At 73.7% G+C, this 25762-nt stretch carries 22 protein-coding genes; 6 read left to right on the top strand and 16 right to left on the bottom strand.

What is annotated here, in order from left to right; genetic code table 11:
- Positions 1–504: 504 nt before the first annotated feature.
- A complete protein-coding gene (locus ABTY61_RS14625; RefSeq protein WP_350505337.1) occupies positions 505–1656 on the top strand; it encodes a helix-turn-helix domain-containing protein in 1152 nt (383 codons plus the stop codon).
- Positions 1657–1685: 29 nt separating this feature from the next.
- On the opposite strand, the gene ABTY61_RS14630 is transcribed toward ABTY61_RS14625, so the two are convergent.
- The 5 genes from ABTY61_RS14630 to ABTY61_RS14650 all read right to left on the bottom strand — a co-directional run bounded on the left by ABTY61_RS14630 (position 1686) and on the right by ABTY61_RS14650 (position 8666).
- Complete coding sequence (locus ABTY61_RS14630; protein ID WP_502895315.1) at positions 1686–2939, bottom strand: RNA polymerase sigma factor; 1254 nt, start codon at positions 2937–2939, stop codon at positions 1686–1688.
- 131 nt (positions 2940–3070) lie between these two features.
- A complete protein-coding gene (gene dnaG, locus ABTY61_RS14635; RefSeq protein ID WP_350505338.1) occupies positions 3071–4987 on the bottom strand; it encodes a DNA primase in 1917 nt (638 codons plus the stop codon).
- A gap of 81 nt (positions 4988–5068) precedes the next feature.
- Positions 5069–6379, bottom strand: a complete 1311-nt coding sequence (locus ABTY61_RS14640) for a deoxyguanosinetriphosphate triphosphohydrolase (RefSeq protein ID WP_350505339.1) — start codon at positions 6377–6379, stop codon at positions 5069–5071.
- Positions 6380–6540: 161 nt separating this feature from the next.
- Positions 6541–7599, bottom strand: coding sequence for an SGNH/GDSL hydrolase family protein (locus ABTY61_RS14645; RefSeq protein ID WP_350505340.1), 1059 nt, complete (start codon positions 7597–7599; stop codon positions 6541–6543).
- 122 nt (positions 7600–7721) lie between these two features.
- Positions 7722–8666, bottom strand: a complete 945-nt coding sequence (locus tag ABTY61_RS14650; RefSeq protein WP_350505341.1) for a PAC2 family protein — start codon at positions 8664–8666, stop codon at positions 7722–7724.
- Positions 8667–9374: 708 nt separating this feature from the next.
- Here ABTY61_RS14650 and ABTY61_RS14655 point away from each other — a divergent pair.
- The gene (locus tag ABTY61_RS14655) at positions 9375–10109 is read left to right on the top strand and encodes a GNAT family N-acetyltransferase (RefSeq protein ID WP_350505342.1); all 735 of its coding nucleotides are present in this window, start codon (positions 9375–9377) and stop codon (positions 10107–10109) included.
- Here the strand turns inward: ABTY61_RS14655 and ABTY61_RS14660 are convergent.
- A complete protein-coding gene (locus ABTY61_RS14660) occupies positions 10099–11364 on the bottom strand; it encodes an ADP-ribosylglycohydrolase family protein (RefSeq protein WP_350505343.1) in 1266 nt (421 codons plus the stop codon). The genes ABTY61_RS14655 and ABTY61_RS14660 overlap by 11 nt on opposite strands.
- Before the next feature lie 109 nt (positions 11365–11473).
- Between ABTY61_RS14660 and ABTY61_RS14665 the strand changes: the two genes are divergently transcribed.
- Positions 11474–12469, top strand: coding sequence for a putative endonuclease domain-containing protein (locus tag ABTY61_RS14665; RefSeq protein ID WP_350505344.1), 996 nt, complete (start codon positions 11474–11476; stop codon positions 12467–12469).
- A 13-nt stretch (positions 12470–12482) separates the two neighbouring features.
- On the opposite strand, the gene ABTY61_RS14670 is transcribed toward ABTY61_RS14665, so the two are convergent.
- From ABTY61_RS14670 to ABTY61_RS14705, 8 genes are all read right to left on the bottom strand, one after another.
- A complete protein-coding gene (locus ABTY61_RS14670) occupies positions 12483–12794 on the bottom strand; it encodes a transcriptional regulator (protein ID WP_350505345.1) in 312 nt (103 codons plus the stop codon).
- Positions 12794–13270, bottom strand: coding sequence for a hypothetical protein (locus tag ABTY61_RS14675; RefSeq protein ID WP_350505346.1), 477 nt, complete (start codon positions 13268–13270; stop codon positions 12794–12796). The genes ABTY61_RS14670 and ABTY61_RS14675 overlap by 1 nt, the downstream gene beginning before the upstream one ends.
- Before the next feature lie 82 nt (positions 13271–13352).
- The gene (locus ABTY61_RS14680) at positions 13353–13865 is read right to left on the bottom strand and encodes a ribonuclease (protein ID WP_350505347.1); all 513 of its coding nucleotides are present in this window, start codon (positions 13863–13865) and stop codon (positions 13353–13355) included.
- A 231-nt stretch (positions 13866–14096) separates the two neighbouring features.
- Complete coding sequence (gene ppdK / locus ABTY61_RS14685) at positions 14097–16805, bottom strand: pyruvate, phosphate dikinase (protein ID WP_350505348.1); 2709 nt, start codon at positions 16803–16805, stop codon at positions 14097–14099.
- 564 nt (positions 16806–17369) lie between these two features.
- Positions 17370–18539: a tRNA dihydrouridine synthase DusB gene (dusB, locus tag ABTY61_RS14690; protein WP_350505349.1), complete on the bottom strand. Its 1170-nt coding sequence runs from the start codon at positions 18537–18539 to the stop codon at positions 17370–17372.
- A gap of 109 nt (positions 18540–18648) precedes the next feature.
- Complete coding sequence (locus tag ABTY61_RS14695; RefSeq protein ID WP_350505350.1) at positions 18649–19422, bottom strand: DUF4097 family beta strand repeat-containing protein; 774 nt, start codon at positions 19420–19422, stop codon at positions 18649–18651.
- A 2-nt stretch (positions 19423–19424) separates the two neighbouring features.
- On the bottom strand, positions 19425–20069 hold the full coding sequence (locus tag ABTY61_RS14700; protein ID WP_350505351.1) for a response regulator: 645 nt from the start codon (positions 20067–20069) through the stop codon (positions 19425–19427).
- Entirely contained in the window at positions 20057–21175 is a 1119-nt protein-coding gene (locus ABTY61_RS14705; protein WP_350505352.1) for a sensor histidine kinase, read from the bottom strand. The genes ABTY61_RS14700 and ABTY61_RS14705 overlap by 13 nt, the downstream gene beginning before the upstream one ends.
- Positions 21176–21415: 240 nt before the next feature.
- Here ABTY61_RS14705 and ABTY61_RS14710 point away from each other — a divergent pair, with 240 nt between their 5' ends.
- Together ABTY61_RS14710 and ABTY61_RS14715 are read left to right on the top strand one after the other, a co-directional pair.
- Positions 21416–21943: a hypothetical protein gene (locus ABTY61_RS14710; protein ID WP_350505353.1), complete on the top strand. Its 528-nt coding sequence runs from the start codon at positions 21416–21418 to the stop codon at positions 21941–21943.
- Positions 21940–22341 (top strand): hypothetical protein, encoded by a 402-nt coding sequence (locus ABTY61_RS14715; protein ID WP_350505354.1) that lies wholly within the window; start codon positions 21940–21942, stop codon positions 22339–22341. The genes ABTY61_RS14710 and ABTY61_RS14715 overlap by 4 nt, the downstream gene beginning before the upstream one ends.
- Here ABTY61_RS14715 and ABTY61_RS14720 read toward each other — a convergent pair.
- The gene (locus ABTY61_RS14720) at positions 22338–23210 is read right to left on the bottom strand and encodes a helix-turn-helix transcriptional regulator (protein WP_502895323.1); all 873 of its coding nucleotides are present in this window, start codon (positions 23208–23210) and stop codon (positions 22338–22340) included. The genes ABTY61_RS14715 and ABTY61_RS14720 overlap by 4 nt on opposite strands.
- A gap of 111 nt (positions 23211–23321) precedes the next feature.
- Here ABTY61_RS14720 and ABTY61_RS14725 point away from each other — a divergent pair, with 111 nt between their 5' ends.
- Positions 23322–24767 carry an MFS transporter gene (locus tag ABTY61_RS14725; RefSeq protein WP_502895316.1) on the top strand — a complete coding sequence of 482 codons (1446 nt, stop codon included), beginning with the start codon at positions 23322–23324 and terminating at the stop codon, positions 24765–24767.
- A 146-nt stretch (positions 24768–24913) separates the two neighbouring features.
- On the opposite strand, the gene ABTY61_RS14730 is transcribed toward ABTY61_RS14725, so the two are convergent.
- Positions 24914–25708, bottom strand: coding sequence for an alpha/beta fold hydrolase (locus ABTY61_RS14730; RefSeq protein ID WP_350505356.1), 795 nt, complete (start codon positions 25706–25708; stop codon positions 24914–24916).
- Positions 25709–25762 lie beyond the last annotated feature (54 nt).

Raw genomic sequence — 25762 nt, forward strand, 5'->3', positions numbered from 1 at the left:
CTCCCCGCTGGTGGTGCGGGGCGGCACGCCGCCTGCCCGTCCGGCTGCTGGAGCGGGGCGTGCCGGTCCGCGTGGGCTACCACCTTTGTGGGGGGTCGGGCCGTCCCGGCCCCGGAAAGGCCGCGGGGGGAGGGCGGGGGTAACGCCCCCCCCCGCCGGGTGGTCCCGGGTCGGTCGGGGCAGCCTCCCCCCGCGAGGCTGCCCCGACCGGTGGGGGGTTCCGGGACTCCGTATCGGTCCGACAGCGGCCGACCGGCCGGGGCCCGAACGAAACCGCCGGGCGGTGGAACGCACCGGCGAGGAGAACTCTGCACGACGAACACGTGACTTTCGAGGGTTCCGAGGGGTTGTGAGACACTTCCGTCCGTCTCAACGCCATGACCTGGGGTTTGGGACGCCAGGCCGCTGAGGTTGGAGAAGGGCCGACGCCGAACGGCCGGACCGGACGCGAACCTCCCGTCCCGTCCCACCGTCGTCCCGTCCCGCGACTCATGGAGGACTGCGTTGGCTTCCGCCTGGAAGGAACTGCCCGAGGAGCTGTCCGAGCCCGCCCGCCGGCTGGCCGAGGAGCTCCGGACCCTCAAGGACACCGCCGGACTCTCGCTGTCCGAGCTGGCCGCCCGGACCCACTACAGCCGGGCCTCCTGGGAGCGCTGGCTGAACGGCAAGCGGGTGGTCACCGAGCAGGCGCTGGAGGCACTGATCGGCGCGGTCGACTGCGACGCGACCGCGCTGCGCCGGCTGTGGCAGCGGGCGGTGGCTCCCGAGGCCGAGGCGACGGCGGACCGGCCGACGGCCGAGCAGCCCCGGCCCGAGGCCCTGGAGCCGGCCTCGACGCCGACCGACGCCGGGTCCGGCCCCGAACCCGGCTCGGCCGAACCCGCCCCCGAGCCGTCCCCCGCACCCGCGCCCGCACCCGAGCCCGCACCCGAGCCCGCACCCGCCGACGAGCAGGCCGCCACCTGGTGGCGCCGCCCGGTGGCGCTGGTCTCCGGCGCGGCCGTGCTGGCGCTGCTGCTGGTGCTGGTCGGGCTGCGGATCAGCCGCCACGACGACCAGGCCTCGGCCGCCGACGGGCCGGGCCCGACCGTCTCGGCCACCGCCAAGCCCGTCCCGACCGACCCCGCCTGCCGGGCCCTCGGCTGCGCCCACAAGGACCCCAAGACCACCGGCTGCGGCAAGGACGCCCGCACCCTGCAGACCCAGGTCATCGGCAAGGTCGTCGTCTACCTCCGGTACAGCCGGACCTGCCAGGCCGCCTGGGCGGCGATCACCGAGGGCGAGCCCAAGGACTACGCGGTGATCACCGACAGCACCGGGGACAGCGAGACCGCAATGATCCACTGGGGCTACGACAACTACTCGCAGATGCTGAACGCGGCGGACCCGACGATCGGCTTCCAGGTCTGCGGCTTCCTGCCGACCGGGAACGACTGCACCGGGACCGTCACCGACCTGGCCAGGGTGGTCGCCTCCACCCCGATCCCGATCGGTCCCGCCTCCCCGCCCCCGGGTGCCGGGGGCGCGACGGCGACGCCGAGCGACTCGCCGTCGGGGTCGCCGTCGGGGTCGGGGCCGGCGTCGACCGGACCGGCACAGGGCGCCACCCAGGCGCCGCCGACCGACCAGGCCTCGCCGAGCCCGTCCGCGTCCTGAGGCGCGGCCGGCACGCCCCGGGAGACCCGCTATTCGAGGTAGCCGCGCAGCTGCTCGGCGTAGGCGTGGTCGCGGAGCTTGACCAGCGTCTTGGACTCGATCTGCCGGATCCGCTCCCGCGTCACGCCGAACACCGCACCGATCTCCTCCAGCGTGCGCGGGCGCCCGTCGTCCAGCCCGTAGCGGAGCTGGACGACCTGGCGCTCCCGGTCGCCGAGGGTCGCCAGCACGGCGTCCAGGTGCCGGCGCAGCAGCAGGAAGGTCGCCGACTCGGCGGGCGAGGCGGCATCGGCGTCCTCGATCAGGTCGCCGAGCGCGACGTCGTCCTCCTCCCCGACCGGGGTGTGCAGCGAGATCGGCTCCTGGGCCAGCCGGAGCAGCTCGCGGACCCGTACCTCGGTGAGCTCCAGGACGGTGCCGATGTCGGCCGCGGTCGGTTCCAGGCCGCGCTCCTGCAGCAGCGCGCGCTGCACCCGGACCACCCGGTTGATCAGCTCCACCACGTGCACCGGCACCCGGATCGTCCGGGCCTGGTCGGCCAGCGCCCGGCTCATCGCCTGCCGGATCCACCAGGTCGCGTACGTCGAGAACTTGTAGCCGCGGGCGTAGTCGAACTTCTCCACCGCCCGGATCAGGCCCAGATTGCCCTCCTGGACCAGGTCCAGCAGGGTCAGCCCGCGGCCGACGTAGCGCTTGGCGACGGACACCACCAGGCGCAGGTTCGCCTCGATCAGGCGGCGCTTGGCGATCCGGCCGAGGACCACCAGGGAGTCCAGCTCGCGGGCCAGCGGGTCAGGCGGCGGCGGGTCGCCGTTCAGCCGCTCCTCGGCGAACAGGCCGGCCTCGATCCGACGGGCCAGCTCGACCTCCTCGGCGGCGGTGAGGAGCCGGATCCGGCCGATTTCGCGCAGGTACTGCCGCAGCAGGTCGGCGGCCGGACTGCCGCCCTCCGCCCGCTCGGCGGGGCCTTCGTCGTCGAGGTCCGGCTCGGTGTCCGACTCGGGGTTCGGCCCGGCCTCCGACTCGGTGTCCGACCCGGGGTTCGGCCCGGCCTCCGACTCGGTGTCCGACCCGGGGTTCGGCCCGGCCGTCGGCTCCGGACTGTCGGGGTGGCCCTCCGGCAGCTCCTGGGCGGGGACCCGCTGATCCGGGGGCGCGGACCCGGCCCGGCCGTGGTCCGTCTCCTGCTCCCCGGTCGGCGGTCCGGCGGGGGCGGCCCGTCCGGCGGGCTCGGCTCGTCTGGTGGCGGTGGTCGCTGCGGCAAGGCCTTGGTCCACGGGCATCCCTCGGGGCGGGCGCGACTCTGGCGGACCCGCGCTGGACGGAGGTGGGACGCCCTCCAGTGTGGGGTACGCCACGCTCCGTGGCCGAGACTCCTGCGCCGACTTTCTGCGCAGGACTTCCCGGGCACGCCCTACAGTGCCGCCGCGCCCCGGCTCTTCAGCTGGTCGCCGTACTGCTGGAGCTGCCACAGCTCGGTCTGCACCGCGTGCAGCTGCTCGGCGTCCGCCCGGTGGCCCAGCCGCTGGAGGTAGCCGCGGACCTCGGCGATCCGCCGGTCGACGGCCAGCAGGCGCAGCTTGACCAGGAACTCCCCCGCGTAGATCGCGTCCGCCTTGCGGAGCGACCGCACCGGTTCGACGGTCAGCTCGGTCACCAGTGAGCGCACCTGGTCGTCCGGGGAGGCCTCGCGCACCGCGCTGGTGAAGTCGGGCACGGCCGCCCCGTACGCGGCGCCGCCGGCCTTGGCGATGGCCTGCCGGACGGCGGCGTACGGCGGGGTCGGGAACTCGTCCTCGCCGTACTGGTCGAAGGCCGGGCTGACCAGGTCCGGGTGCTGGAGCGCCAGCTTGAGCAGCTCCCGCTCGACGAACTGGGCCGGGTCCCGCGGGTTGAGCCGGAACGCGGGCTGGGCCGGGCGCGGGGCCGTGACGGGCTGCTCGGTGCGCCGCTGCTGGCCGTTGGCGCGGGGGTTCTGCTGCCGCTCCCGCTCCCAGCGGGCCAGCTGGGAGATCCGGCGGACCACGAACTGCTCGTCGCCCGGGTTGACCCCGAGCATGCCGGCCAGGCGGATCGCGTAGCCGTGCCGGATCGACGGGTCCTTGATCTTCGCGACGATCAGGGCGGCCTCCTCCATGGCGGCGGCCTGCCCCTCGGGGGTCTCGACCCGGTGCTTCGACACCGCGGTGTTCAGCGCGAACTCGAACAGCGGGACCGGGTGGTCGATCAGCTGCCGGACCGCCTCGTCGCCCTGGGCCAGGCGCAGCTCGCAGGGGTCCATGCCGCCCGGGCTGACCGCGATGGAGGTCTTGGCGGCGAACTTCTGGTCGTCCTCGAAGGCGCGCAGGGCGGCCTTCTGGCCGGCCGCGTCGCCGTCGAAGGTGAAGACCGTCTCGCCGCGGTACTGGGAGGTGTCCATCAGCAGCCGGCGGATGATCTTGATGTGGTCCTCGGCGAACGCCGTGCCGCAGGTGGCCACCGCCGAGGTGACCCCGGCCAGGTGGCAGGCCATCACGTCGGTGTAGCCCTCGACCACCACCGCGCGGCCCGACTTGGCGATCTCCTTCTTCGCCAGGTCGATGCCGTACAGCACGTGGGACTTCTTGTAGATCGGCGTCTCGGGGGTGTTCAGGTACTTCGGGCCGTTGTCGTCCTCGCGCAGCCGACGGGCGCCGAACCCGACCACCTCACCCGCGATGTCCCGGATCGGCCACACCAGCCGGCCCCGGAAGCGGTCGATCAGACCGCCGCGCTGGCCCTGCGAGGCCAGGCCGCCCTGGAGGATCTCCTTGTCCGTGAAGCCCTTGCCGCGCAGGTAGCGGACCAGGTGCTCCCAGCCCACGGGGGCGTAGCCCACGCCGAAGGTCTTCGCGGCCTCCTCGTCGAAGCCGCGCTCGGCCAGGAACCGGCGGCCGATCTCCGCCTCCGGCGAGGCCAGCTGCTCCTGGTACCAGGCGGCGGCCACCTTGTGCGCCTCGACCAGCCGGGTGCGCTCGCCCTGCTGGTGGCGGGGGCTGTAGCCGCCCTCCTCGTAGCGCAGCGTGATGCCGGCCTGGGCGGCCATCCGCTCGACGGCCTCGGCGAAGGTGAAGTGCTCGATCTTCATCAGGAAGGCGATGGTGTCGCCGTTCTCCTGGCAGCCGAAGCAGTGGAAGACGCCCTTGGCGGGGTTGACGTAGAAGGAGGCGGACTTCTCGTCGTGGAAGGGGCAGACGCCCTTGTACTCGCCGCCGCCACCGTTGGTGAGCTGTACGTAGTCGCCGACCACCGCGTCGATCGGCAGTGCGCTGCGCACCGCCTGTACGTCTTCGTCCCTGATCCGCCCGGCCACCCCGGAAGTCTACTGGGGCGGCCGGGGTTTCGATCCGGGGTTTCGGGCCGGGGTTTCGGGCCGGGGCTCCCGCCGCGGTCCTCACGCCCAGGCGGCGCCGACGAGTTTGGCGTGCAGGGCGAGGGCCGAGGCGTCCGTGAGGGTGGCGATCTGGTCGATCACGGTACGCAGGGCGGCCCGGTCGTCCTCGGCCTCGTGGTACATCGCGGTGAAGACCGGGTCCAGGCCCTCGGGGGCGCGCTGGGTCAGCACGTACGCCAGCTCGGCGATCACGATCCGCTGGCGGGCCCGCAGCTGGGCCTGCTCGTCGCGCATCATCACGTACCGGACGGCGACGGCCTTGAGCACCGCGACCTCCAACCGGACCTCCCGCGGCACCACCAGCTCGGCCGCGTAGCGGGTGAGCCGGCCGGGGCCGTAGCGGGCGCGGGTGGCCTGCTCGGCCGCCAGGCAGAAGCGGCCGATCAGCTGACTGGTGAGGTCCTTGAGGCCGGCCCGGGCGCGCGCCGTGCCGTCGTAGCCGCGCGGCCACCAGTCCTGGGCGAGCAGCCGGTCCAGGGCGGCGGCGAGCTCCTCCGGCTCGGCGTCCGGCGCGTAGCGCTCGGCCACCTTGAACAGGTCGCCGCGCTCGCCGGGGGCGCGCAGGGCAGCCGGGTCGACATGGCCGGCCTGGAGGGCGTCCTCGACGTCGTGGGTGGAGTAGGCGACGTCGTCGGACCAGTCCATGACGGTGGCCTCGAAGCACTTGCGCCCGGCCGGGGAGCCGGCCCGCAGCCAGCGGAAGACCGGCAGGTCGTCGGCGTAGACGCCGTACTTGGACGAGGCCGGGTCGGTGGGGTGGGCGCCCTTGGTCCACGGGTACTTGGTGGCGGCGTCCAGGGCGGCCCGGCTCAGGTTGAGGCCGACGCTGCGGCCGGGCCAGGGGGCGAGCCGGGCGGCGGGCTGCTCCTCCGGGGGCGCGAAGCGCTTGGGTTCGAGCCGGGTGAGGATGCGCAGCGACTGGGCGTTGCCCTCGAAGCCGCCGCAGGCCTCGGCGGCCTGGTCGAGGGCCTCCTCGCCGGTGTGGCCGAAGGGCGGGTGGCCGATGTCGTGGGCCAGGCAGCCGGTCTCCACGAGGTCCGGGTCGCAGCCGAGGGCGGCACCCAGTTCCCGCCCGACCTGGGCGCATTCGAGCGAGTGGGTGAGCCGGGTGCGCGGGAAGTCGCTGCGCATCGGGGCGACCACCTGGGTGGTGCCGGCCAGTCGGCGCAGCGCGGCGGAGTGCAGCACCCGGGCGCGGTCGCGCTGGAAGGCGGTGCGGCCGGGACGCTTGTCCGGTTCGGGGACCCAGCGGGCCTCGGCGGCGTGGTCGTACGGGATCGGGGCGGCGAGGCGGTGCGTGGTGTCGTCCATATGGTCTTCACGGTACGCCGAGCCCCCGACACGCGGGATGTGCCGCGCGCGAAGGGGTGTGGACCGGGGCGTGAACCGTGGGAGGCGCGCCGGTGACCGCCCCGGCGAATCGGCCGGACCCGAACGGTCCAGTCCCCCGGGGGCCGGTCCGGCGAGCGCGGTCAGCCCCGGACGGCCTTCAGCACCACGGCGGCGACCGCCTCCTGCCCCCGGGCGTTGGGGTGGATCGGGGTGAGCCCGTGGGCCGGGAAGGGCGGCTCGATCCAGCGGGCGTCCTCCCCCGCGCACATGTCGTGCCCGGCCGAGGGCCCGGAGGTGTCCACGAACACCGCCCCGGCGGCCTCCGCGCGCTGCTTGAGCATCCCGTTGAGCTGCCGCTCCTTCTCCGCGAGGAAGCCGAGGTCGGCCGGCGCGAGCGTGCCGCCCAGCGTCGGCTTGCAGCTCGCCGGGTCGGCCGGAAGCAGCGCCGGGTAGCCGACCACGTACACCCGGGCCTGCGGGGAACGGCGCCTGATCTCCTGGAGGGCCTCGGCGACCTTCGTGCCGGCCTCGTCCACCCGGGCCTGCACCTCGTCGGTGCCGCCGGAGGCGTAGTGCTCCCGGCAGGGCGCGGCTGCGCGGTCCTCGCCGACCAGGTCCTTCACCGCGTCCACGAGATTGGCCTTGGCGCACTCGGTGACGACCTGCATGAAGCCGGCGTCGTTGCCGCCGATGCCGAGGGTGACCAGCCGGGTGGCCGGGGTCAGCGCGTCCAGCTGGGCCGGGTTGGGGCCGTCGTCGGTCCTCTGCACCGCCCTGAGGTCTCCGGTGCGGGCACCGCTGCAGCTGACGTCCCGGAACTGCCCGGACGGCACTGCGAGCGCCTTCGCCAGCAGGGAGGGGTAGTTGACCCCGGAGCGGGCGCAGCCGCCCGGGTCGCCGACCTGCGGGGCGATCTTCGGCCCGGCCGTGTACGAGTCGCCGAGCGCCACGTACGGGCTGGTGGGCGGCGGCGTGGGGGTCGGCGTCGGGGTCGGGGACGGGGTCGGGGTCGGGCCGGCCGGTGCCCGGCCGGGCACCGCGCCCGCGAAGCCCCGGTCGGAACCGTCGGCTCCGTCCGGTCCGCCCCCGCCGCTGCACCCGCTCGAACCGGCCAGCAGCAGGGCGGCGAGCAGGGCCGTCGCGACGGCCGTCGGGCGGGTGGTGCTCGGCATGGCGTCCCCCCTGGGGGTGCGGGTCACGGGCTGCTCCGTACACGGCGGCCCGTCCCCCGGGCACCGCAGGACCAACGTACGGGCGGCGCCGAAGACTCCCGCCCGCGGGGGCCGCTGCGCGGACGCCTGTGCGGCGTACCGCTGCTCCGCTACTCCGCGCCGCGTTCGTGCTCGGCCAGGAACTGCTCGAAGCGCCGCCCCAGCTCGTCCGCGGAGGGCAGGTCGACCGGCTCGGCGAGCAGGCTCTCCCGGCTCTCGGCACCCGCGACCGCGTCGTACTGGCCCTCCATGCCGCGGATCGCCGAGCGCAACTCGCCGTCGCCCTGGGCCAGCTGCTCCTCGATGTCGGCGTACACCTCGCCCACCCGCTCGCGCAGCCGGGTGCCGGGCAGCACCAGGCCGGTGGCGGACTGCACCGCCTCCAGGATCAGCACCGCGGCCGCCGGGTAGGCCGAGCGGGCCACGTAGTGCGGGACGTGCACGGCGAAGCCCAGCACGTCGTGCCCGGCCTCGGCCAGGCGGTACTCCAGCAGGGCCTGGGCGCTGCCGGGGACCTGCGCCTGCTCGAACCACTGCGGGTACCCCGGCGCGAGGTCGAGCCGGTTGCCGTGCGGCGTCAGGCCGACCGGGCGGGTGTGCGGCACGCCCATCGGGATGCCGTGGAAGTCCAGGCTGAGCCGGACCTCGAAGCGCTCGACCAGCGCACGGACGGCGCGCGCGAAACGCTCCCACTCGACGTCCGGCTCGGGGCCGGTGAGCAGCAGGAACGGGGCGCCGGCGGCGTCGCGGACCAGCTGGAGCAGGATCTCCGGCGGGTCGTAGGACGACCAGTGGTCGTGGTCGAAGACCATCGCGGGGCGGCGGGCCCGGTAGTCGACCAGGCGGTCGTGGTCGAAGCGGGCCACCACCTGGGGGGAGCCCGTTTCGAGCAGGTGGGCCACCACCTGGCCGCCCGCCTCGCCGGCGTCCATGAAGCCCTCGAAGTGCTGGAGCAGCACCAGTCCGGCGCCGGTGTCGCGCAGCTCCGCGTTGGCCTCGGCCACGGCGGCCACGCCCCGCTCATCCAGCTCGTACAGCGCCTGGAAGTCTCGCACCGCGCACCCTTCCCCGTTCTCTGCTCGTCCCGCTCCGACCGGCTCTCGTCCTGTCCAGCGTGTCGGGCCGCGATGGAATTCCCGTTCCGGCCGACCGCTCGGTGGACGGTCCCGCCGGGGACCCGTCCGGGGCCCGTCCGGCGCCCTGTCCGGCGACACGTCGGGGGGCCGTCGCCGACCGCTCCGGACCATGATCGCACCCGCGGGGAAAGCCCCTGGTCACGGGTGTTCAACAGCCCGCTCCGGGGCGCGCACCGGCGGCCCGCTGCGACATTCGAGCGCCGTGAAGTGACGCACCGCGTTCTGGCGGGTATCGTCCTCTCGCTGCCCCGCATCGTCGCGTCGTCGTCACGTCGTCCGTAACGCCGTCGATCACGACCCGGATCGCTGTCGGGCAGACACCCACGACGCACCTTGCCTTCACCTGGCCGCCTGCTTCCCTTCGCGCACCCGCCTCCTCCTCGGCCATTTCCCGGACGCACACTGTCCCCTCGCTCTTCCCGCCGGACCGGTCCGAGGATCCGTGTCCGTTCCGGCACCCTCGCCGCCCGTTCCGGGCCGCCGCTCCGCCCCATCCGACCGGATTGCTCCGGCGCACAGGGGTACCCGGAGCCGGAAACCGGGCCGGGGCGAAACCCCTGTCCACCGCAGTCCGTGCCGCACCCCGGCGCGGGATGCGCCCTACGACCGATGAAGGACCAAGGTTCCGTGCCAGCACCTGTCTTCCTCACCGGCCGCACCGTTCGGTTGGAGCCACTCGCCGCCCACCACGCCGAGGCCATCGCCGCGGCCGGCGCCGAGGACCGTACGACCTATGCCTTCACCCCCGTCCCACACGGCCTGGAAGCGGCCCGCGACTACATCGCGCGCGCCCTCGCCGACCAGGCCGCGGGCCGGTCGCTGCCGTTCGCGACGGTGAACGCCGCCGACGGCCGGGTGGTCGGCTCCACCCGGTTCCTCGAACTCGACTACTGGCAGGGCCCCATGGTGTGGCCGCCGGTGCCCGGCGTGCCGTTCGGCGATCCGGCCACGGCCGTCCCGGACGCCGCCGAGATCGGCAACACCTGGCTCTCCCCGCGCGCCCAGGGCACCGGCATCAACACCGAGGCCAAGCTGCTCATGCTGCGGTACGCCTTCGAGACCTGGGGCGTGCAGCGGATCTCGCTGCGCGCGGACGCCCGCAACCTGCGCTCGCGCGCCGCGATCGAGCGGCTCGGCGCGACCTCCGAGGGGGTCCGCCGGGCGCACTCGCGCGGGCTGGACGGGGTGGTGCGCTCGACCGCGTTCTACTCGATCCTGGACTCCGAGTGGCCGGCCGTCCGGGACATCATCGAGCTGCGGATCGCCGCCGCCACCTCGCCGAGCGCCCCGGATCCGGCGATCAACCAGGAGTGCCTTAGACAGGGCGGCAGCGGCGCCGGGCAGCTGATGATCACGGCCTGAAGGGGAGCCGTTCGCCGGTAGCGGCGGTCTTCAGGATCCAGCTGAGGACCGCCAGGCCGTGCGGCTCCTGCGGCCGCACCGGCCAACGGTCGTGGCTCGTCTCGGCGATCGCCGAGACCGGCCGCCAGCCGTTGCGGACCGGGGCGACCACCACCTCCCAGACCGGATGGCCGTCGTCCGGGCGACAGATCCTGACCGAGCCCTGGTGGGTGTGGACCGCCCAGCGGCCGTCCAGGGCCTCCGTGTGCCTCCCGGCCCGGATGCGCTGCCACTGCTCGTCGGTCCATTCCACCTCGGGTACCGGGTGCGGGCGCGGGACCAGGATCTCCGCGCGGCCCCGGCCGCCGGTGACCGCCCCGGGTGCCGGGAACGCCCAGCCGGGCAGCGGTTCCCGGGCGGCCAGCCAGGCGGCCGGGATGCCGTGGGTGCCGGTGTGGGCGGCCACCACTCCCCCGGTGATCGCGGCGACGGTGTCCATGTCGCCGCCGGCCGCGATCGCCTCGCGCACGGCGGTCCGGTAGTCGGTCAACCAGAGGGCGGCGCACCAGAGGGCGTACGGAACGGTGTCGGCGGCCGAGGTCCGGCTGCCGTTGCCGAGCACACTCGCCGCGAGCACCCGGTCCTGCTCCGCGAGCAGGCCGACGGCCTCGTTCAGGCCGTCGCGAACGACACCCAGCGGGGTGCGGAAGGCCACCTCGCACAGGAAGGTCTCCGGCGTCGTGCCCCCGGTCCGGGCCCGGACCGCCAGGGCCGCCGCCACCGCGACGGCGATCGCGCCGTCCACGGCCTGCGGGTGGGTGTGGGTGATCACGGCCGTCCGCGCGGCCAGTTGGATCACGGCGGACAGGTCGCCCGCGTACGCCGCCCCCAGCGGGGCGACCCGCATCGCGGCGCCGTTGCCGTACGAGCCCTGGCCGTCGAAGAGTTCGGCGGCCAGGGCCTCGGCGTCGCCGCCCTCGCGGACCAGCCGGAGCATCCGGTTGGCGGCCGGGCCGTAGCCGCGGTCGAAGTCGTGGCGGCGGGCGAAGGCGTGGGTGAGGTCGAAGGTGTCGATCGCGCCGCGTTCGCGCTGGGCGGCGTACACCGAGCAGGCCATCTCGGTGTCATCGGTCCACGGCCAGGGGCCGGGCGGTTCGGTACGGGAGGCGAAGTGGGCCCGGGCGGTTTCCGGGACGAAGAACTGGGCGCCGAGGGCGTCACCGACGGAGAGGCCGTTGAGCGCGTCGAGCGCCGGCCCGTTGGGTTCGATCATCATGGGCCTCCCAGCACAGCGGCTCGACCGGCGTTTCGTCAACACCGTTGCAAGGAAGCCCCCGACGAGGGATGTTTCGCATACCTCCGACCCGGGTGGGCAGCACCCGGGTATGACCCGCGCACATCCGCTCGACCCCGTCGCCCTGCTCGGCGCCGACCACCAGCACATCGCCACCCGGGCGCAGCTGCGCCGGCTCGGCGTGCCCTCCGGCACGATCGCCCACCGGCTGCGGCCGGGCGGCCCCTGGCAGCAGGTGCTGCCGCGGGTGATCTGCCTGCAGAACGGGAGGTTGACGGCCCATCAGATACTGCGGGCGGCCTTGGCGTACGCGGGCCCCAAGGGCCGGGAGCCGCACCCCGGGGAGGTGCTGCTGACCGGATTCGCGGTGCTGGCGGACGCAGGGCTGCCGAGCGCCGGGCACCCCGCCGACCTGGCCGAGGTCGACGTGCTGATCCCCGGCCAACGGCGGATCCGGGAGCGGGAGTTCGTCCGGATCCACCGGGCGTCCGGGGCGATGCCGGGCGGCTTCGAACGGGACGACGGACTGTGGAGCGCCCCGGTCGCCCGAGCACTGGCGGACGTCGCGCCGCGGGAGACCGGGCAGCGCCGCTTCCGGGCGCTGTGCGCCGAGGCGGTGCAGCGGCGGCACTGCGAACTCGGCGAGCTGCTGGACCAGTTGCTCGCCCGGCCGGGGGCGCTGGCACTGCCCCAGGTGGCCCGGGTGGTGGATGACCTGACCGCCGGGACGCGGTCCGTGGTGGAGGGCGAGGCCCGCGAGCTGCTCGCCCACGCGGGCCTGCCGGAGCCGCTGTGGAACCCGGTGCTCTTCCTGGACGGCCGCTTCCTGGCGGTGCCGGACGCCTACTGGCCGCACGCCTGCGTGGCCCTGGAGATCGACTCCCGCGCCTACCACCTGCGCCCGGCCGACCACGAGCGCGGCCTGGCCCGCGCCAACCGGCTGACCGCCGCCGGGCTGCCGGTGGTCCGCAGCACCCCGGTCCAGCTGCGCCGCGACCCGGCGCCGGTGCTGCACGAGCTGACCGCCCTGGTCACCACCGGCCCGCACGGCCCGCACGGCCGGATCAGCTGGCGGCGGGCACGGTGAACCAGTCGGCGTTTCAGGCGTGTCGGGCTCCGGCCGCCTCGGCGGCGGCGACCAGGCGGTGGAGTTCGGCGAGGTGGGCGGTGAGTGCCGCGCGGCCCTCGCGGGTGGCTGCGAGCCAGGTGCGCGGGCGCTTGCCGACGTAGCCCTTCTTCACCGTGAGGTAGCCGGCCTCCTCCAGGGCGGTGGCGGCCTTGCTGAGGACGGAGTCGGAGACCTCGCAGTGGTCCCGGACGGCACCGAACTCGGCCTCCTGGCAGGCGCCGAGGAAGGCGAGCGCGGTGAGCCGGGTGGCGTGCTGGAGCAGCGGGTCCAGGGCGGGGGCCATCAGTCGGTCTCCTGAAGGCTCCGGACCCGGCGGTTGAGCCGGCTGGTGCCCGCCCAGAAGGTCGAACCCGCCGCGAGCCCGGCGGCCCCGCCGATCCAGCTCGGGCCGCCGCCCGCCTGCCAGGCGAGCACCATCCCGGCCGCCGCCGCGGCGCAGACCGCGAGGACCGCCAGGGCGACCGGGCCGCCGATGCCGTTCGGCATGCCCCGGCGGACGATGCCGTCGCTGCGCATGGCGACCCGGGCGAGGCCGCCGGTCAGGGCGGCGAAGCCGCCTGCGAGCGCGCCGATCAGGGCGAACTGCCCGGCCTCGATGGCCTGGCCGATCCCCAGGCCGTAGGCGCTGAAGGCGAAGGCGAAGGCCGGTCCGTACCAGCGGGGCAGCTCGCCCGGCCGCCGGGCGGCCGCGTCGGCCCGGTCGGCCAGGCGCAGCGCCTCGGTGGCGGACAGCGGCGGGGTGGGAGCGGAGTCACTCATGGTTTCCCCCTCGGAAGGTGACGATGGCTCCACTGTGCCACCATCTTTCCGAGTTGGAAAGTACTTTCCATGAAACGGTCGCTCAGCAGCGCGGGTCGATCTCCTGGAAGGTCGCGTAGTGGTCCGCGGACCAGTACTGCTCGCCCGAACCGCCGGTGACGACCCGCCGGGTGCCGCGGTCGTCGGAGCCCGGGGTGAGCACGGTGAACTCGTGGTAGTAGCCGTTGCCCTTCTTCGGCAGCCGGCTCTCGCGGTTCTCGAAGACGATGCCGTCCCGGTTGTACGGGTAGGGGCCGCCCTTGGCGATCAGGCCGAGGGTGTCCTGGGCCTGGCTGGGGAGCTTGGTGCGGCAGACGTCGGCCAGCGCCGGGTCGGCGGGCACCCAGGTGCCGCTCGGGGTGGCGGCGCCGCCGGCCGGCGGGGACGGCTTGGGGGCCGTGGGCTTGGGGGCCGAGGCGCCCGCGGTGGTGGTGGCGCTCGCGGCGGCCTTGGGGTGGCTGCTGCCGCCCTTGCCGGCGAGCAGGTAGCCGACTCCGGCGAGCACGGCCAGGATCAGGACGGCCACGACGACGAGCGGGCTCTTGCTTCTGGTCATGCGGTCCAGCTTGGCAGGCGGCGGCGCGCGGCTCGGCCAGTCACACACATGACGGACACCACACGCGGCGCGCGCAGACGTACGGCCGGGCGGGAACGGACGCCGTTGTCCGTTCCCGCCCGGCCGTGTCACGTACGCCGGTTCTCCTGCGCCGAGCTCCGGTGTACGCCCTCCCGACGGGAGGGTGAGCGGTCAGTCGTACCCGCGCGTGAGTAGGGGATGCCTACCCTCTCAGCGCGAGTCGCTGCCCGCCGACTCGATGGCGGCGCGGCCTGCCTCCAGGCGCGCCACCGGGATCCGGAAGGGGGAGCAGGAGACGTAGTCCAGCCCCACCTCGTGGAAGAAGTGCACCGACTCCGGGTCGCCGCCGTGCTCGCCGCAGACGCCGAGCTTGAGGTCGGGGCGGGTGGCCCGGCCGGCCTGGACGGCGTGCTTGACCAGCGAGCCGACGCCGTCGCGGTCGATGGTCTCGAACGGGGAGACCCCGAAGATGCCCTTCTCCAGGTAGGCGGTGAAGAACGAGGCCTCCACGTCGTCCCGGGAGAAGCCCCAGACCGTCTGGGTCAGGTCGTTGGTGCCGAAGGAGAAGAACTCGGCGGCCTCGGCGATCTGACCGGCGGTCACCGCGGCGCGCGGCAGCTCGATCATGGTGCCGAGCTTGATCTCCAGGCTGACGCCGGTGGACTGGACGACCTCGGCGAGCACCCGCTCGCACTCGTCGCGGACCAGCTCCAGCTCCTGGACGGTGCCGACCAGCGGGATCATCACCTCGGGGCGCGGGTCCCCGCCGGCCAGCTTGCGCTCGGCGGCGGCCTCGGCGATGGCCCGGACCTGCATGCCGAACAGGCCGGGGATGACCAGGCCGAGGCGGACGCCGCGCAGGCCGAGCATCGGGTTCTGCTCGTGCAGCTTGTGCACCGCCTGGAGCAGGCGCAGGTCGTTCTCGTTCGGGTCCTTGCGGGCCTCGGCGAGGGCGACGCGCACCGACAGCTCGGTGATGTCCGGCAGGAACTCGTGCAGCGGCGGGTCGAGCAGGCGGACGGTGACGGGCAGCCCGTCCATCGCCTGGAAGAGCTCCAGGAAGTCGGCCTTCTGCAGCGGCAGCAGGGTGGAGAGGGCGAGCTCGCGGTCCTTGTCGTTGTCCGCGAGGATCAGGTGCTCGACCTCCTTGCGGCGCTCCTCACCGAGGAACATGTGCTCGGTGCGGCACAGGCCGATGCCCTGGGCGCCGTAGCGGCGGGCGCGCCCGCCGTCCTCGGCGTTGTCGGCGTTGGCGCGCACGGCCAGCCGGCGGCGGCCGTCGGCGTGCGACATCAGCCGGTGGACGGCCTGGACCAGCCCGCCCTGGACGTCGGCGCCGGCGTGCAGGGTGCCCTCGAAGTACTCGACCACGGGGGACGGCAGGACCGGCACCTCGCCGAGGTAGACCTTGCCGGTGGCGCCGTCGATCGAGACCACGTCGCCCTCGTGGACCACCAGGCCGTCGGCGGTGGTGAACTTGCGCGACTTGGTGTCGACCTCCAGCTCCTCGGCGCCGCAGACACAGGTCTTGCCCATGCCGCGGGCGACGACGGCGGCGTGCGAGGTCTTGCCGCCGCGCGAGGTGAGGATGCCCTCGGCGGCGATCATGCCGTCCAGGTCGTCCGGGTTGGTCTCGCGGCGGACCAGGATGACCTTCTCGCCGGAGCGGGACCACTTGACCGCGGTGTAGGAGTCGAAGACGACCTTGCCGATCGCGGCGCCGGGCGAGGCGGCCAGGCCCCAGCCGATCTGCTTGGACTCGCCGGTCGGGGCGAAGCGCGGGAACATCAGCTGGGCCAACTGGCCGCCGGTGACGCGCATCAGGGCCTCGTCCAGGTCGATCAGGCCCTGGTCGACCAGCTGGACGGCGATCCGGAAGGCGGCCGCGGCGGTGCGCTTGCCGACCCGGGTCTGCAGCATCCAGAGCTTGCCGCGCTCGATGGTGAACTCGATGTCGCAGAGGTCGCGGTAGTGGTTCTCGAGCTTCTGCATGATCGCCATCAGCTCGTCGTACGACTTCTTGTCGAGCTTCTCCAGCTCGGACAGCTGCAGCGTGTTGCGGATGCCGGCGACGACGTCCTCGCCCTGGGCGTTGGAGAGGTAGTCGCCGTAGACGCCCTGCGCGCCGGTGGAGGGGTCGCGGGTGAAGGCGACGCCGGTGCCGGAGTCCTCGCCGAGGTTTCCGAAGACCATGGTGCAGACGTTGACCGCGGTGCCCAGGTCGTTCGGGATGCGCTCCTGGCGGCGGTACAGCCGGGCGCGGTCGCCGTTCCAGGAGTGGAAGACGGCGTGCACGGCGAGGTCCATCTGCTCCCGCGGGTCCTGCGGGAAGGGCCGGCCGGTCTCGCGCTCGACGATGCCCTTGAACACCTCGACCAGTTCCCGGAGGTCGGAAGCGTCCAGGTCCAGGTCGTTGACGGTGCCCTTGGCGTGCTTGGCCTCGTCCAGGGCCTCCTCGAACAGCTCGCCGTCGACGCCCAGCACGGTCTTGCCGAACATCTGGACCAGGCGGCGGTAGGAGTCCCAGGCGAACCGCTCGTTGCCGGACTGGGCGACCAGGCCGACCACCGAGGCGTCGGAGAGGCCGATGTTCAGGACGGTGTCCATCATGCCGGGCATGGAGAACTTGGCACCGGAACGGACGGAGACCAGGAGCGGGTTGTCGGCCTGGCCGAGCTTCTTGCCCATCTCCTGCTCGAGGGCGTCCAGGTGGGCGCTGATCTCCTCGTGCAGCGAGGACGGCTCGCTACCGGTCTCCAGGAAGACCTTGCAGGCCTCGGTGGTGATGGTGAACCCCGGAGGGACGGGGAGGCCCAGGTTGGTCATCTCGGCCAGGTTCGCGCCCTTGCCGCCAAGAAGATCCTTGAGGTCCTTGTTTCCTTCGGTGAAGGAGTAAACAAACTTCTGCTGGGACGGCACGGGTCGGTCTCCTCGTACGCGGTTGCCCTGACGCCGGAGAACATACCCATTTCGAAGGCACTTCTCTGCCCTGAATAGGCCACACGAGGCCGGTACCGAGCGGTAACCCGATAGATCGAAAGCGCATAAAGGCGTTCACCTCTGTTGGTGAAATCGTCCCCCTGACGCTAGCCAGTGTTCAAGTCTTGAAGGCGGCGAAACAAGAAGATCGCCCGATCCGGACGCTGGGTAGCGACCGCGGGTCGGTCGCGTTGCCCCGGCTTGATTTCCTGCACCCGGATCGGCCGATCGGCGTCGAACCGGCTTCGGGAAGCGTTTCACGGTCGACCTGTCCATTCCGTCCACTGACCGACCGTCAGTCACCGGCGCATGTGGCAAGCGTCACCAGCCCGTCTCGCCGCTCGAACGTAGAACGCCTGCGCCAATCATCGCACTCCGTCCAGGAACGTGCCCGTTCCGTGACATCCGGACGCCAAAAAGGAGCCCTCCTGTCCAGAATGGACAAGAGGGCTGGGACCGGGTGGCCAGCGGCTCCGGTGGGCCGAATCTGCCGAATCGGCTAGATCATCCGCCAGAGGTATCCGATTCGGCGTCCTCACCCGGACGGGCGCAGTCGTACGGATCGTCCAACCAGCCCTCCGGCAGGACCACCCGGCCGTTGCCGCTGGTGCGCCCGCGCGGGCCGTCCGCGCCGATCGGCCAGGTCTGGGTCTGCTCCACCTGGGCGAGGGTTTCGGCCAGTTCGGCCAGCGAGGAGGAGTTCGCCAGCTTCACCCGCAGCTCGGAGCCGACCGAGAAGCCCTTGGTGTACCAGGCGACGTGCTTGCGGAAGTCGACCACACCGCGCGCCTCGTCACCCAGCCACTCGCCGAGCAGCTGGGCGTGGCGCACCATCGCCCGGGCCACGTAGCCGAAGTCGGGGCGGGCGTAGTCGACGTCCCCTTCGAAGATCGAGACCAGGTCCTTGAACAGCCACGGCCGGCCCAGGCAGCCGCGGCCCACCACCACGCCGTCGCAGCCCGTCTCCCGCATCATCCGCAGCGCGTCGTCGGCCGACCAGATGTCCCCGTTGCCCAGCACCGGGACGTGCGCCGGGACGGCCTCGCGCAGCCGGGCGATCGCCGACCAGTCGGCCGTACCGCCGTAGTGCTGCGCGGCGGTGCGCCCGTGCAGGGCGATCGCGGCCACGCCCTCCTCGGCGCCGATCCGGCCGGCGTCCAGGAAGGTGAGGTGGTCGTCGTCGATGCCCTTGCGCATCTTCATGGTCACCGGCAGGTCCCCGGCGTTGGCGACGGCCTCGCGCAGGATCTCGCGCAGCAGGTTGCGCTTGTACGGCAGCGCCGAGCCGCCGCCCTTGCGGGTCACCTTGGGGACGGGGCAGCCGAAGTTGAGGTCGATGTGGTCGGCCAGGCCCTCGTCCGCGATCATCCGGGCCGCCTTGCCGACGGTCACCGGGTCCACCCCGTACAGCTGGATCGAGCGCGGCTTCTCGCTCGGGTCGAACTTGATCAGCTGCATGGTCTTGGCGTTGCGCTCGACCAGCGCCCGGGTGGTGATCATCTCCGAGACGTACAGACCCTTGCCGCCGCTCTGCTCCCGGCAGAGGGTGCGGAACGGGGCGTTGGTGATGCCGGCCATCGGCGCCAGCACGACGGGCGGCCACACCCGGATCGGGCCGATGTCCAGCGGCGCGAACTCGGACTCGGTCGCGGTGGGTGCGGGCGTGGCAGTCATGCGCGGCTGACCTCGGGTAGCGGGGACGGGACTCTCCATTGTCCCCCACCCGGGTGAGCGGCCTCCGCCGCGGCCGCGGCGGAGGCCCCCGCCGGCCCCTGCTGGCGAGTTACGAGGACGGGCCGACCGTGACCGAACCCGAGGTGACCTCGGTGTGGATGGTGTCCGAGCTGGTGGAATCCGCCAGCACCGGGTCGATCCGGCCACTGCCGCTGCCGATGTCGCTGGAGAGCGCGTAGCGGCTGCCCTTCGGCACGGTCACGGTCACCGAACCCGAGGTGGCACCGACGTCCACCGCATGCGGGGCCTTGCCGAAGACCAGCTCCACCGAGCCCGAGGTGGTCCGGGCGGTCACCCGCGGCGCGCTCAGGTTGCTGCCCTGCACCAGGCCGGAGGTGGCCCGGGCCCACACCTCGCCGGAGGTGTCCGCCAGCTGCAGCACACCGGAGGTCAGCTCCATCCGCACGCTGCCGCTCAGACCCTCCACCGAGATCGAGCCGGAGGTCACCGACCCGGTCACCTCGGTCGCGGCCGGCACCTCCAGATCGATCTGGGCACCGCAGCCGAGGTCGGCGAGCGGCAGCACCTGCCGGCAGTGCATCCCGACGGTGAGCACGTCACCGTCGAAGGTGGCCGACACCACCGGCTTGCGCACCATCCAGTCCAGCCGCTGCCGGACCACCACCTGGCGTTCCTCGCCCGCGACCAGCCGCACCGCGGCACTGCCGGTCTCCAGCCTGACCCGGTGGATCACGATGGGGTACGACTTGGACGTGGTGGTCCGCTGCTGCACCACCGCCGACCAGGTCTGCAACCCCGCAGCGAGCATCACCAGGACGATCGCGAGCGTCCCGGTGACCCGCCAGACCTTCGCACCGTCCACGGCTACCCGACCTCCAGGAAGCGCAGCACCGCCATCACCCGGCGGTGGCTGTCGTCGGCCGACGGTAGGTCCAGCTTGGTGAAGATCGAGTTGATGTGCTTGGCCACCGCACTGTCACTGACCACCAGGGCGGCGGCGATGGCCGCGTTGGAACGGCCCTCCGCCATCAGGGAGAGCACGTCCCGCTCGCGCGGGGTCAGCTTCTCCAGCGGATCCCGGTGGCGGCGCACCAGCAGCTGGGCCACCACCTCCGGGTCCAGCGCGGTGCCGCCCTCGGCGACCCGCTGCAGCGCGTCCACGAATTCGTCCACATTGGCCACCCGCTGCTTCAGCAGGTAGCCGACGCCGCTGGTGTTGGTCGACAGCAGGTCAGCGGCGTAGCGCTCCTCCACGAACTGGGAGAGCAGCAGCACGGCGGTCTCCGGCCACTGCTGCCGGATCACCATCGCCGCCTTGACCCCCTCGTCGTGGAAGCCCGGGGGCATCCGGACGTCGGCGACCACCACCCCCGGGCGGTGCTCCTCGACGGCGGCCAGAAGTTCGATGGCGTCCCCGACGGCGGCCACCACCTCGTACCCCACCGCCTCCAGGACCTTGACCAGACCGACCCTCAGCAGGACCGAGTCCTCGGCGATCACAGCGCGCACGGCAACTCCACGGTGATGGTGGTGGGGCCCCCGAGGGGGCTGAGAACGGACAGCGTGCCGTCGACCGAGCCGGCCCGCTGGCGCAGACCGGTCAGCCCGGTGCCGCGCGAGGCGTCCGCGCCGCCCACGCCGTCGTCGCTGATGACCAGGCGCAGCCGGCCGCCGGCCGTCCGCACCGAGACGTCGACCTGCCGGGCCCGGGCGTGCTTGGCCACGTTGGTGAGCGCCTCGGAGACGGTGAAGTAGGCGACCGCCTCGACGGTCGGGGCGATCTGCTCGGACACCTCGACGTCCAGCCGCACCGGCAGCGGGGCGCGCGCGGCGATGCCGGACAGCGCCGCGTCCAGGCCGCGGTCCTCCAGGACCGCCGGGTGCAGGCCGCGGACCAGGTCGCGCAGCTCGTCGATGGCGGCCTGGGCCTCCTCGTGCGCGGCCACGATCACCTGCATGGCGTCGGGCGGGCAGTCCTTGAGGGTGCGCCGGGCCAGGCCCAGGTTCATCGCCAGGGAGGTGAGGCGCTGCTGGGCGCCGTCGTGCAGGTCCCGCTCGATCCGGCGGCGCTCCGTGTCCACCGCGTCGACCAGGCCGGCCCGGCTCTCGGCGATCTCCTCGACCCGCTGCTCCAGCTGCTCCGTCCGGTCGGGGCCGAGCAGCAGCTGCGCCGCGCGGACCTCCAGCCAGGCCATCAGCCCGGCCAGCCAAGGCGTCATCACCGCCAGCAGCAGGCCGCAGACCGTGAACGCCACCAACTCGGGCCAGTCCCCGCGCAGGTCGACGGACGGCGGCATCAGCCAGATCCAGCCGTACACCGTGGTCAGCACCAGAGCCGCGCCCCAGGCGTACACCACCAGTGCCGCACCGAGTGCCAGCAGCGGGCCGACCAGCAGGTGGTAGACGGTCTGCCGCCAGCTGAGCACCAGCCGCAGCCGGCCCATCAGCCGGCTCTGGGCGTCCCCGGGGCGCGGCGGCGGCACCACCACGCCGTGCAGGGCGCGGAGCCGGCCGCGCTGGACAGCCGACAGCGGGCGGGCACAGCCCAGCAGGACCGCGAGGACCGGGAAGAGCAGCTTGGACTCGGTGACGGCCAGCCAGGCCGGCAGGGCCAAGGGTATTCCGGCGGCTATGAAGCGGGTCTCCCGCCAGGCCTCTGCCGACCACGGTGGTCGCCGAAGGCTCCTGACGAGCGCTCGGCGCAACGTGGTGGAGGGCATGCCGGACAGCGTAGGGCCCGGTGATCAACGGCCGCCATGAAGGGGGGTACCCGCCGGGGGTGTAGCTAGATACACCCCCGATTCGGTGTGGAGCACCACCGACAAGCGGCCCCTGCGGGCGGAAGGCTTGGGGACATGACGAGCACCGCATCGCACTCCGCCACTCCGCCGCACGGGCGGCCCGTCCCCGGGGACCACGGGGGTGTTCCCGGGGGCGCGCTCCGCCCGGCGCCGGGGCCGGAGGGGACGCTGCCCGCTGGGGCCGGGCCCTGGTCGCTCCGCAGCGTCGGGTCCGGCCGTGGCCGGGCCGCGCTGGAGCTGTACCAGCACGGCGAGTTGGCCGACGTCCTGGTCGCCGCCCGGCTCGCCCCGCAGCTGGTGCGCGGCGCGCGGCGCAGCCCGTCCTCCACCGGGCGCGGCTCGCACGTGCTCGCCTGGGGGCGGCTGCCCGCCGACGGCCGGGTGCCCTCGGTGGTGTTCACCGGCGGGCGGCGGCTGTTCGGCACCGTCCGGGCGGCAGTGGCCGAGGTGGTCACGGTGGCCGGGCAGTTCTGGCTCGCCCTGGCCGAGGGGCCGTACGACGCGGTGCAGGTCGGGCACCAGCCGGGCGGGCCGGTCGAGCGGCTCGCGCTGGAGCGGGTGCGGGCCGGGGGTGCGGCATGAGTTTCGCCGTCGTCTCGGGGGCTCCGGCGTACGTCCTGCCGGAGCGGTTCCGGCGGCTGCCGCGGCTGGCGGCCGTCGGGCTGCTGCCCTGGCTGATGATCCTGGCCGTCAACCACGAGACCCCGTGGGTGGTGCTGGACCTCGCGGAGTTCGCCGCGCTGCTCTCGCTGGACGCGCTGCTGCGCCGGGGCAGTGCCGCCGCCCCGTGGCTGGGCGGGGCGGTGGCCCTGCTGCTGGCCGGGGACGCGCTGGCCGACATCGCCTGCGCCGGGCAGGGCCACGCGGTGCTCGCCGCCCTGGTGATGGCCTGCTGCGTCGAATTGCCGCTGGCGGCGGTCTGCCTGCTGCTCGGGCGCGAGGCGATACCCGGGGGCGCCTCCGCGGCGGCGCGTGGCTAGGCGGGCAGGCGGTCCATCAGGACGCGGGTCTCCTCATCCAGCGGGGTGTAGCTGATCAGCCGCGTCCCGAGCCGGGGGCCGAGCCAGAAGTTGGTGTACTCGCAGCGCAGCAGACCCACGCCCGGCACCTGGAAGCGCTTGATCCCGTTGCCCGGCCGCATCACCTCGTGCCGCTGCCACTCCTCCTCGAAGTCCGGCGAGGCCTTGCGCAGCCGGGCCAGCAGGGCCTTCCAGGCCGGCTCCGCGGAGTGGTCGGCCATCGCGGCGCGGAACCGGGCCACCATGCCGAGGCGCTCCGTCCGGTAGTCGATCAGCACGTCGCGGAAGCGCGAGGGGGTGAACGCCAGCCACATCAGGTTCCGCTCCTCCGGGGGCAGTTCCCCGAGGTCGCCGACGATGGCGGTGTACGGCACGTTGTGCGCCAGGATGTCGTAGCGGGAGTTGACCGCGGCGGCCGGGTACGGCGCCAGCTGCTCCAGCACCAGCCGTACGCTCGGCGTCACCGAGGGGCACTCCGTCACCGGCGCCGGGTCGTCCGCGCCGGCCAGGGTGAACAGGTGCGCCCGCTCGCTCGGGTCCAGCAGCAGTGCCCGGGCCACGGCGTCGAGCACCTGGGCGGACACCTGGATGTCCCGCCCCTGCTCCAGCCACGTGTACCAGGTCACCCCCACCGCGGCCAGCTGTGCCACCTCCTCCCGGCGCAGCCCCGGGGTGCGGCGGCGGCCGGTCAGCGGCAGGCCGACCTGCTCGGGCGCGATGCGCTCGCGGCGGCTGCGCAGGAACGCCGCCAGGTCGTGCCGGCGGGCCTCGTCGGGTGTGGCGCGGTGCTGCCCGGCGGAACCGGGACGGGCTTGTGCGGCCGGGGTCATCAGGCTCATGCTCCCCAGCATGCGGCACGCGGCAGCCTGTTGCCAGGTACTTCTTATACCTGGATAACCACACTCTGGTACCAGGGTACGAAGCGGCGGATCGTATGACCCGTGACTCAACAACTCGCCGTCGCCCCGGCCCCGACCCGAACCGCCCCCGCAGCCGCTCCGCACACCCCCACCCTCGGCACCGCCGGGCTGGTCACCGTGCTGCTCGGCGCCTTCCTACCGATGCTCGACTTCTTCATCGTCAACGTCGCCCTGCCCACCATCGACAAGGACCTGGCCGCCGGACCGGCCGTCCTGGAACTCGTCGCGGCCGGCTACGGCATCACCTTCGCCGTCCTGCTCGTCCTCGGCGGACGGCTCGGCGACACCTTCGGCCGCCGCCGGCTCTTCGTCGCCGGGGCCCTCGCCTTCGCCCTCACCTCGCTGGCCTGCGGCCTCGCCCCCGACGCATGGTCCCTGGTCGCCGCCCGGGCCGCCCAGGGCGCCTCGGCCGCGCTGCTGATCCCGCAGGTGCTCGGCACCATCACCGCCGCCACCGACGGCGCCCGGCGCGGCCGCGCGCTCAGCGTCTACGGCGCGGTCGGCGGCATCTCCGTGGTGATCGGGCAGGTGCTCGGCGGGATGCTCGTCGCCGCCGACCTGTTCGGCACCGGCTGGCGCTCGGTCTTCCTGCTGAACGTCCCGTTCGCGCTGCTCGCCGTGGTCCTCGCCGTCCGGTACGTGCCGGAGAGCCGGGCCAGCCAGGCCGCCGCGGTCGATGTGCCCGGCACCGCCCTGCTCACCGCCTCCCTGCTCTCCCTGCTCGTCCCGCTGATGGAGGGCCGCGCGGCCGGCTGGCCGCTCTGGTCCTGGGTGCTGCTCGCCCTGTTCCCGGTGTTCGCCACCGCCTTCGCCCTGGTCGAACGCCGCGCCGAGCAGCGCGGCGCCACCCCGCTGGTGCCGCCCACCCTGCTGCGGATCCCCGAGATGCGGCGCGGCCTCGGCATCGCGCTGCCCTACTTCGCCGGCTTCGGCGGCTTCATGTTCGTCATCGCCGTCGCCCTCCAACAGGGCCTGAAGCTCGGCGTGGTCGCGGCCGGCTGGGCACTCGTCCCGATGGCCGTCGGCTACTTCACCGCCTCACTCTCCGGCCCGCGGCTGATCGGCCGCTGGGGCAGCCGGGTGCTCAGCGCCGGAGCCGTCGTCCAGGCCCTCGGCCTCGCCACCATCGCCGTGACCGTGCTCGCCGACGCGGACCACTTCTCCCCGCTGCGGATGGCCCCCGGCGTCGCCCTCGCGGGCATCGGCCAAGGCCTGATCGGCACTCCGCTGTTCCGGGTCGTCCTCTCCAAGGTGCCCGCCGCCCGGGCCGGGGTCGGCAGCGGCGTCCTCGCCACCAGCCAGCAGTCCAGCCTCGCCCTCGGCGTCGCCACCCTCGGCACCCTCTACCTCTCCCTCTCCCCCAGCCTCGGCATGGGCCGTGCGCTCGCCCTGTGCCTCGGCATCCAGCTGCTGGGCTCCTTCACCGTGCTGTACCTGACCACCCGCCTGCCCCGCTCCATCGGCTGAGCCCGGCGGGCCCACGGGCCCACGGGCGACGACGTACGGCCCCGCGACCGGTTCCCGCCGGTCGCGGGGCCGTTGTCGTGCTGCCGGGTTCCTCTCCTGGGAGCGGAACCCGGGGGCGCTACACCGGGGGGCGCTGCCGGGGGGCGCTACCGGCGGAGCTCGTCCAGCCAGCGGCCGAACAGTTCCCGTACCGCCTCGGCGCACTCCACCTGCGGGTTGTGGCCCGCGCCGTCGAGCACCGCCGCCGCCATCCGGGGGTAGTGGTCGAGCAGCGCGAGCTGGTCGCGCCAGCCCACCAGGGCGTCCTGCCGGGCGGTGACCAGCAGGTGGTGCCCGCCGTGTTCGGGGGCCTGCCGCTCCGGCCAGTGCGGCAGCAGGAACTCGGCCTCCAACTCGGCGGCGGCCGTCACGTCGTGGATCCGCCGGCCGGGCAGCAGGTACTCCTCGAAGAGCTCCCAACTGCGCCGGTCCAGGCGGGCCGTGACATAGCCGAACAGTTCGCGGTCGGCAGGCGGGAGGCCGGCGAGCAGTTCCTCGTCGCGGCCCAGCACCGTCTCCGCCGGCAGCGTCCGGTCCTCGCCCCAGCGCACCACCGGCACCAGCAGTGCCGAACCGAGCACCTGGTCCCCGTACCGCGCCGTCACCGCCCGGGCCAGCTGGCCGCCGAAGGACTGCCCGACCACGGCGAACGGGCGGTCCCCCAACTCGGCGTCGATCCAGCCGAAGACGGCCTCGGCCAGGGCCGTCGCCGAAGTCCGGCCCGGCAGCCGGGGGCTGGCGCCGTGGCCGGGGAGGTCGAGGTAGAGGCGCCGCCAGCCGGGGCGGCCGGCGAAGGCGGGTTCGAGCGGGAGCAGGACCCGGTGGTCGACGGTGTAGCCGTGGATCAGGACCAACGGGGTGCCGTCGCCGAACCCGGTGTGGCGGATCGGGGATTCAGTCATGGCAGCAGCCTGCGCCCTTGACACCGGTGTCAGGGTCAAGCGGCCGTCCGGCGG

This window comes from Kitasatospora sp. NPDC096128 (assembly GCF_040303105.1).
In the GTDB taxonomy this organism is placed as follows: Bacteria; Actinomycetota; Actinomycetes; order Streptomycetales; family Streptomycetaceae; genus Kitasatospora.

What these genes read in the sequence shown, in the direction of transcription:
- ABTY61_RS14630 (WP_502895315.1), bottom strand. Translation starts at nt 2,939, where the DNA reads ATGCCCGTGGACCAAGGCCTTGCCGCAGCGACCACCGCCACCAGACGA.
- ABTY61_RS14640 (WP_350505339.1), bottom strand. Translation starts at nt 6,379, where the DNA reads ATGGACGACACCACGCACCGCCTCGCCGCCCCGATCCCGTACGACCAC.
- ABTY61_RS14660 (WP_350505343.1), bottom strand. Translation starts at nt 11,364, where the DNA reads ATGATGATCGAACCCAACGGGCCGGCGCTCGACGCGCTCAACGGCCTC.
- ABTY61_RS14665 (WP_350505344.1), top strand. Translation starts at nt 11,474, where the DNA reads ATGACCCGCGCACATCCGCTCGACCCCGTCGCCCTGCTCGGCGCCGAC.
- ABTY61_RS14670 (WP_350505345.1), bottom strand. Translation starts at nt 12,794, where the DNA reads ATGGCCCCCGCCCTGGACCCGCTGCTCCAGCACGCCACCCGGCTCACC.
- ABTY61_RS14675 (WP_350505346.1), bottom strand. Translation starts at nt 13,270, where the DNA reads ATGAGTGACTCCGCTCCCACCCCGCCGCTGTCCGCCACCGAGGCGCTG.
- ABTY61_RS14680 (WP_350505347.1), bottom strand. Translation starts at nt 13,865, where the DNA reads ATGACCAGAAGCAAGAGCCCGCTCGTCGTCGTGGCCGTCCTGATCCTG.
- dusB (WP_350505349.1), bottom strand. Translation starts at nt 18,539, where the DNA reads ATGACTGCCACGCCCGCACCCACCGCGACCGAGTCCGAGTTCGCGCCG.
- ABTY61_RS14710 (WP_350505353.1), top strand. Translation starts at nt 21,416, where the DNA reads ATGACGAGCACCGCATCGCACTCCGCCACTCCGCCGCACGGGCGGCCC.
- ABTY61_RS14715 (WP_350505354.1), top strand. Translation starts at nt 21,940, where the DNA reads ATGAGTTTCGCCGTCGTCTCGGGGGCTCCGGCGTACGTCCTGCCGGAG.
- ABTY61_RS14720 (WP_502895323.1), bottom strand. Translation starts at nt 23,210, where the DNA reads ATGACCCCGGCCGCACAAGCCCGTCCCGGTTCCGCCGGGCAGCACCGC.
- ABTY61_RS14730 (WP_350505356.1), bottom strand. Translation starts at nt 25,708, where the DNA reads ATGACTGAATCCCCGATCCGCCACACCGGGTTCGGCGACGGCACCCCG.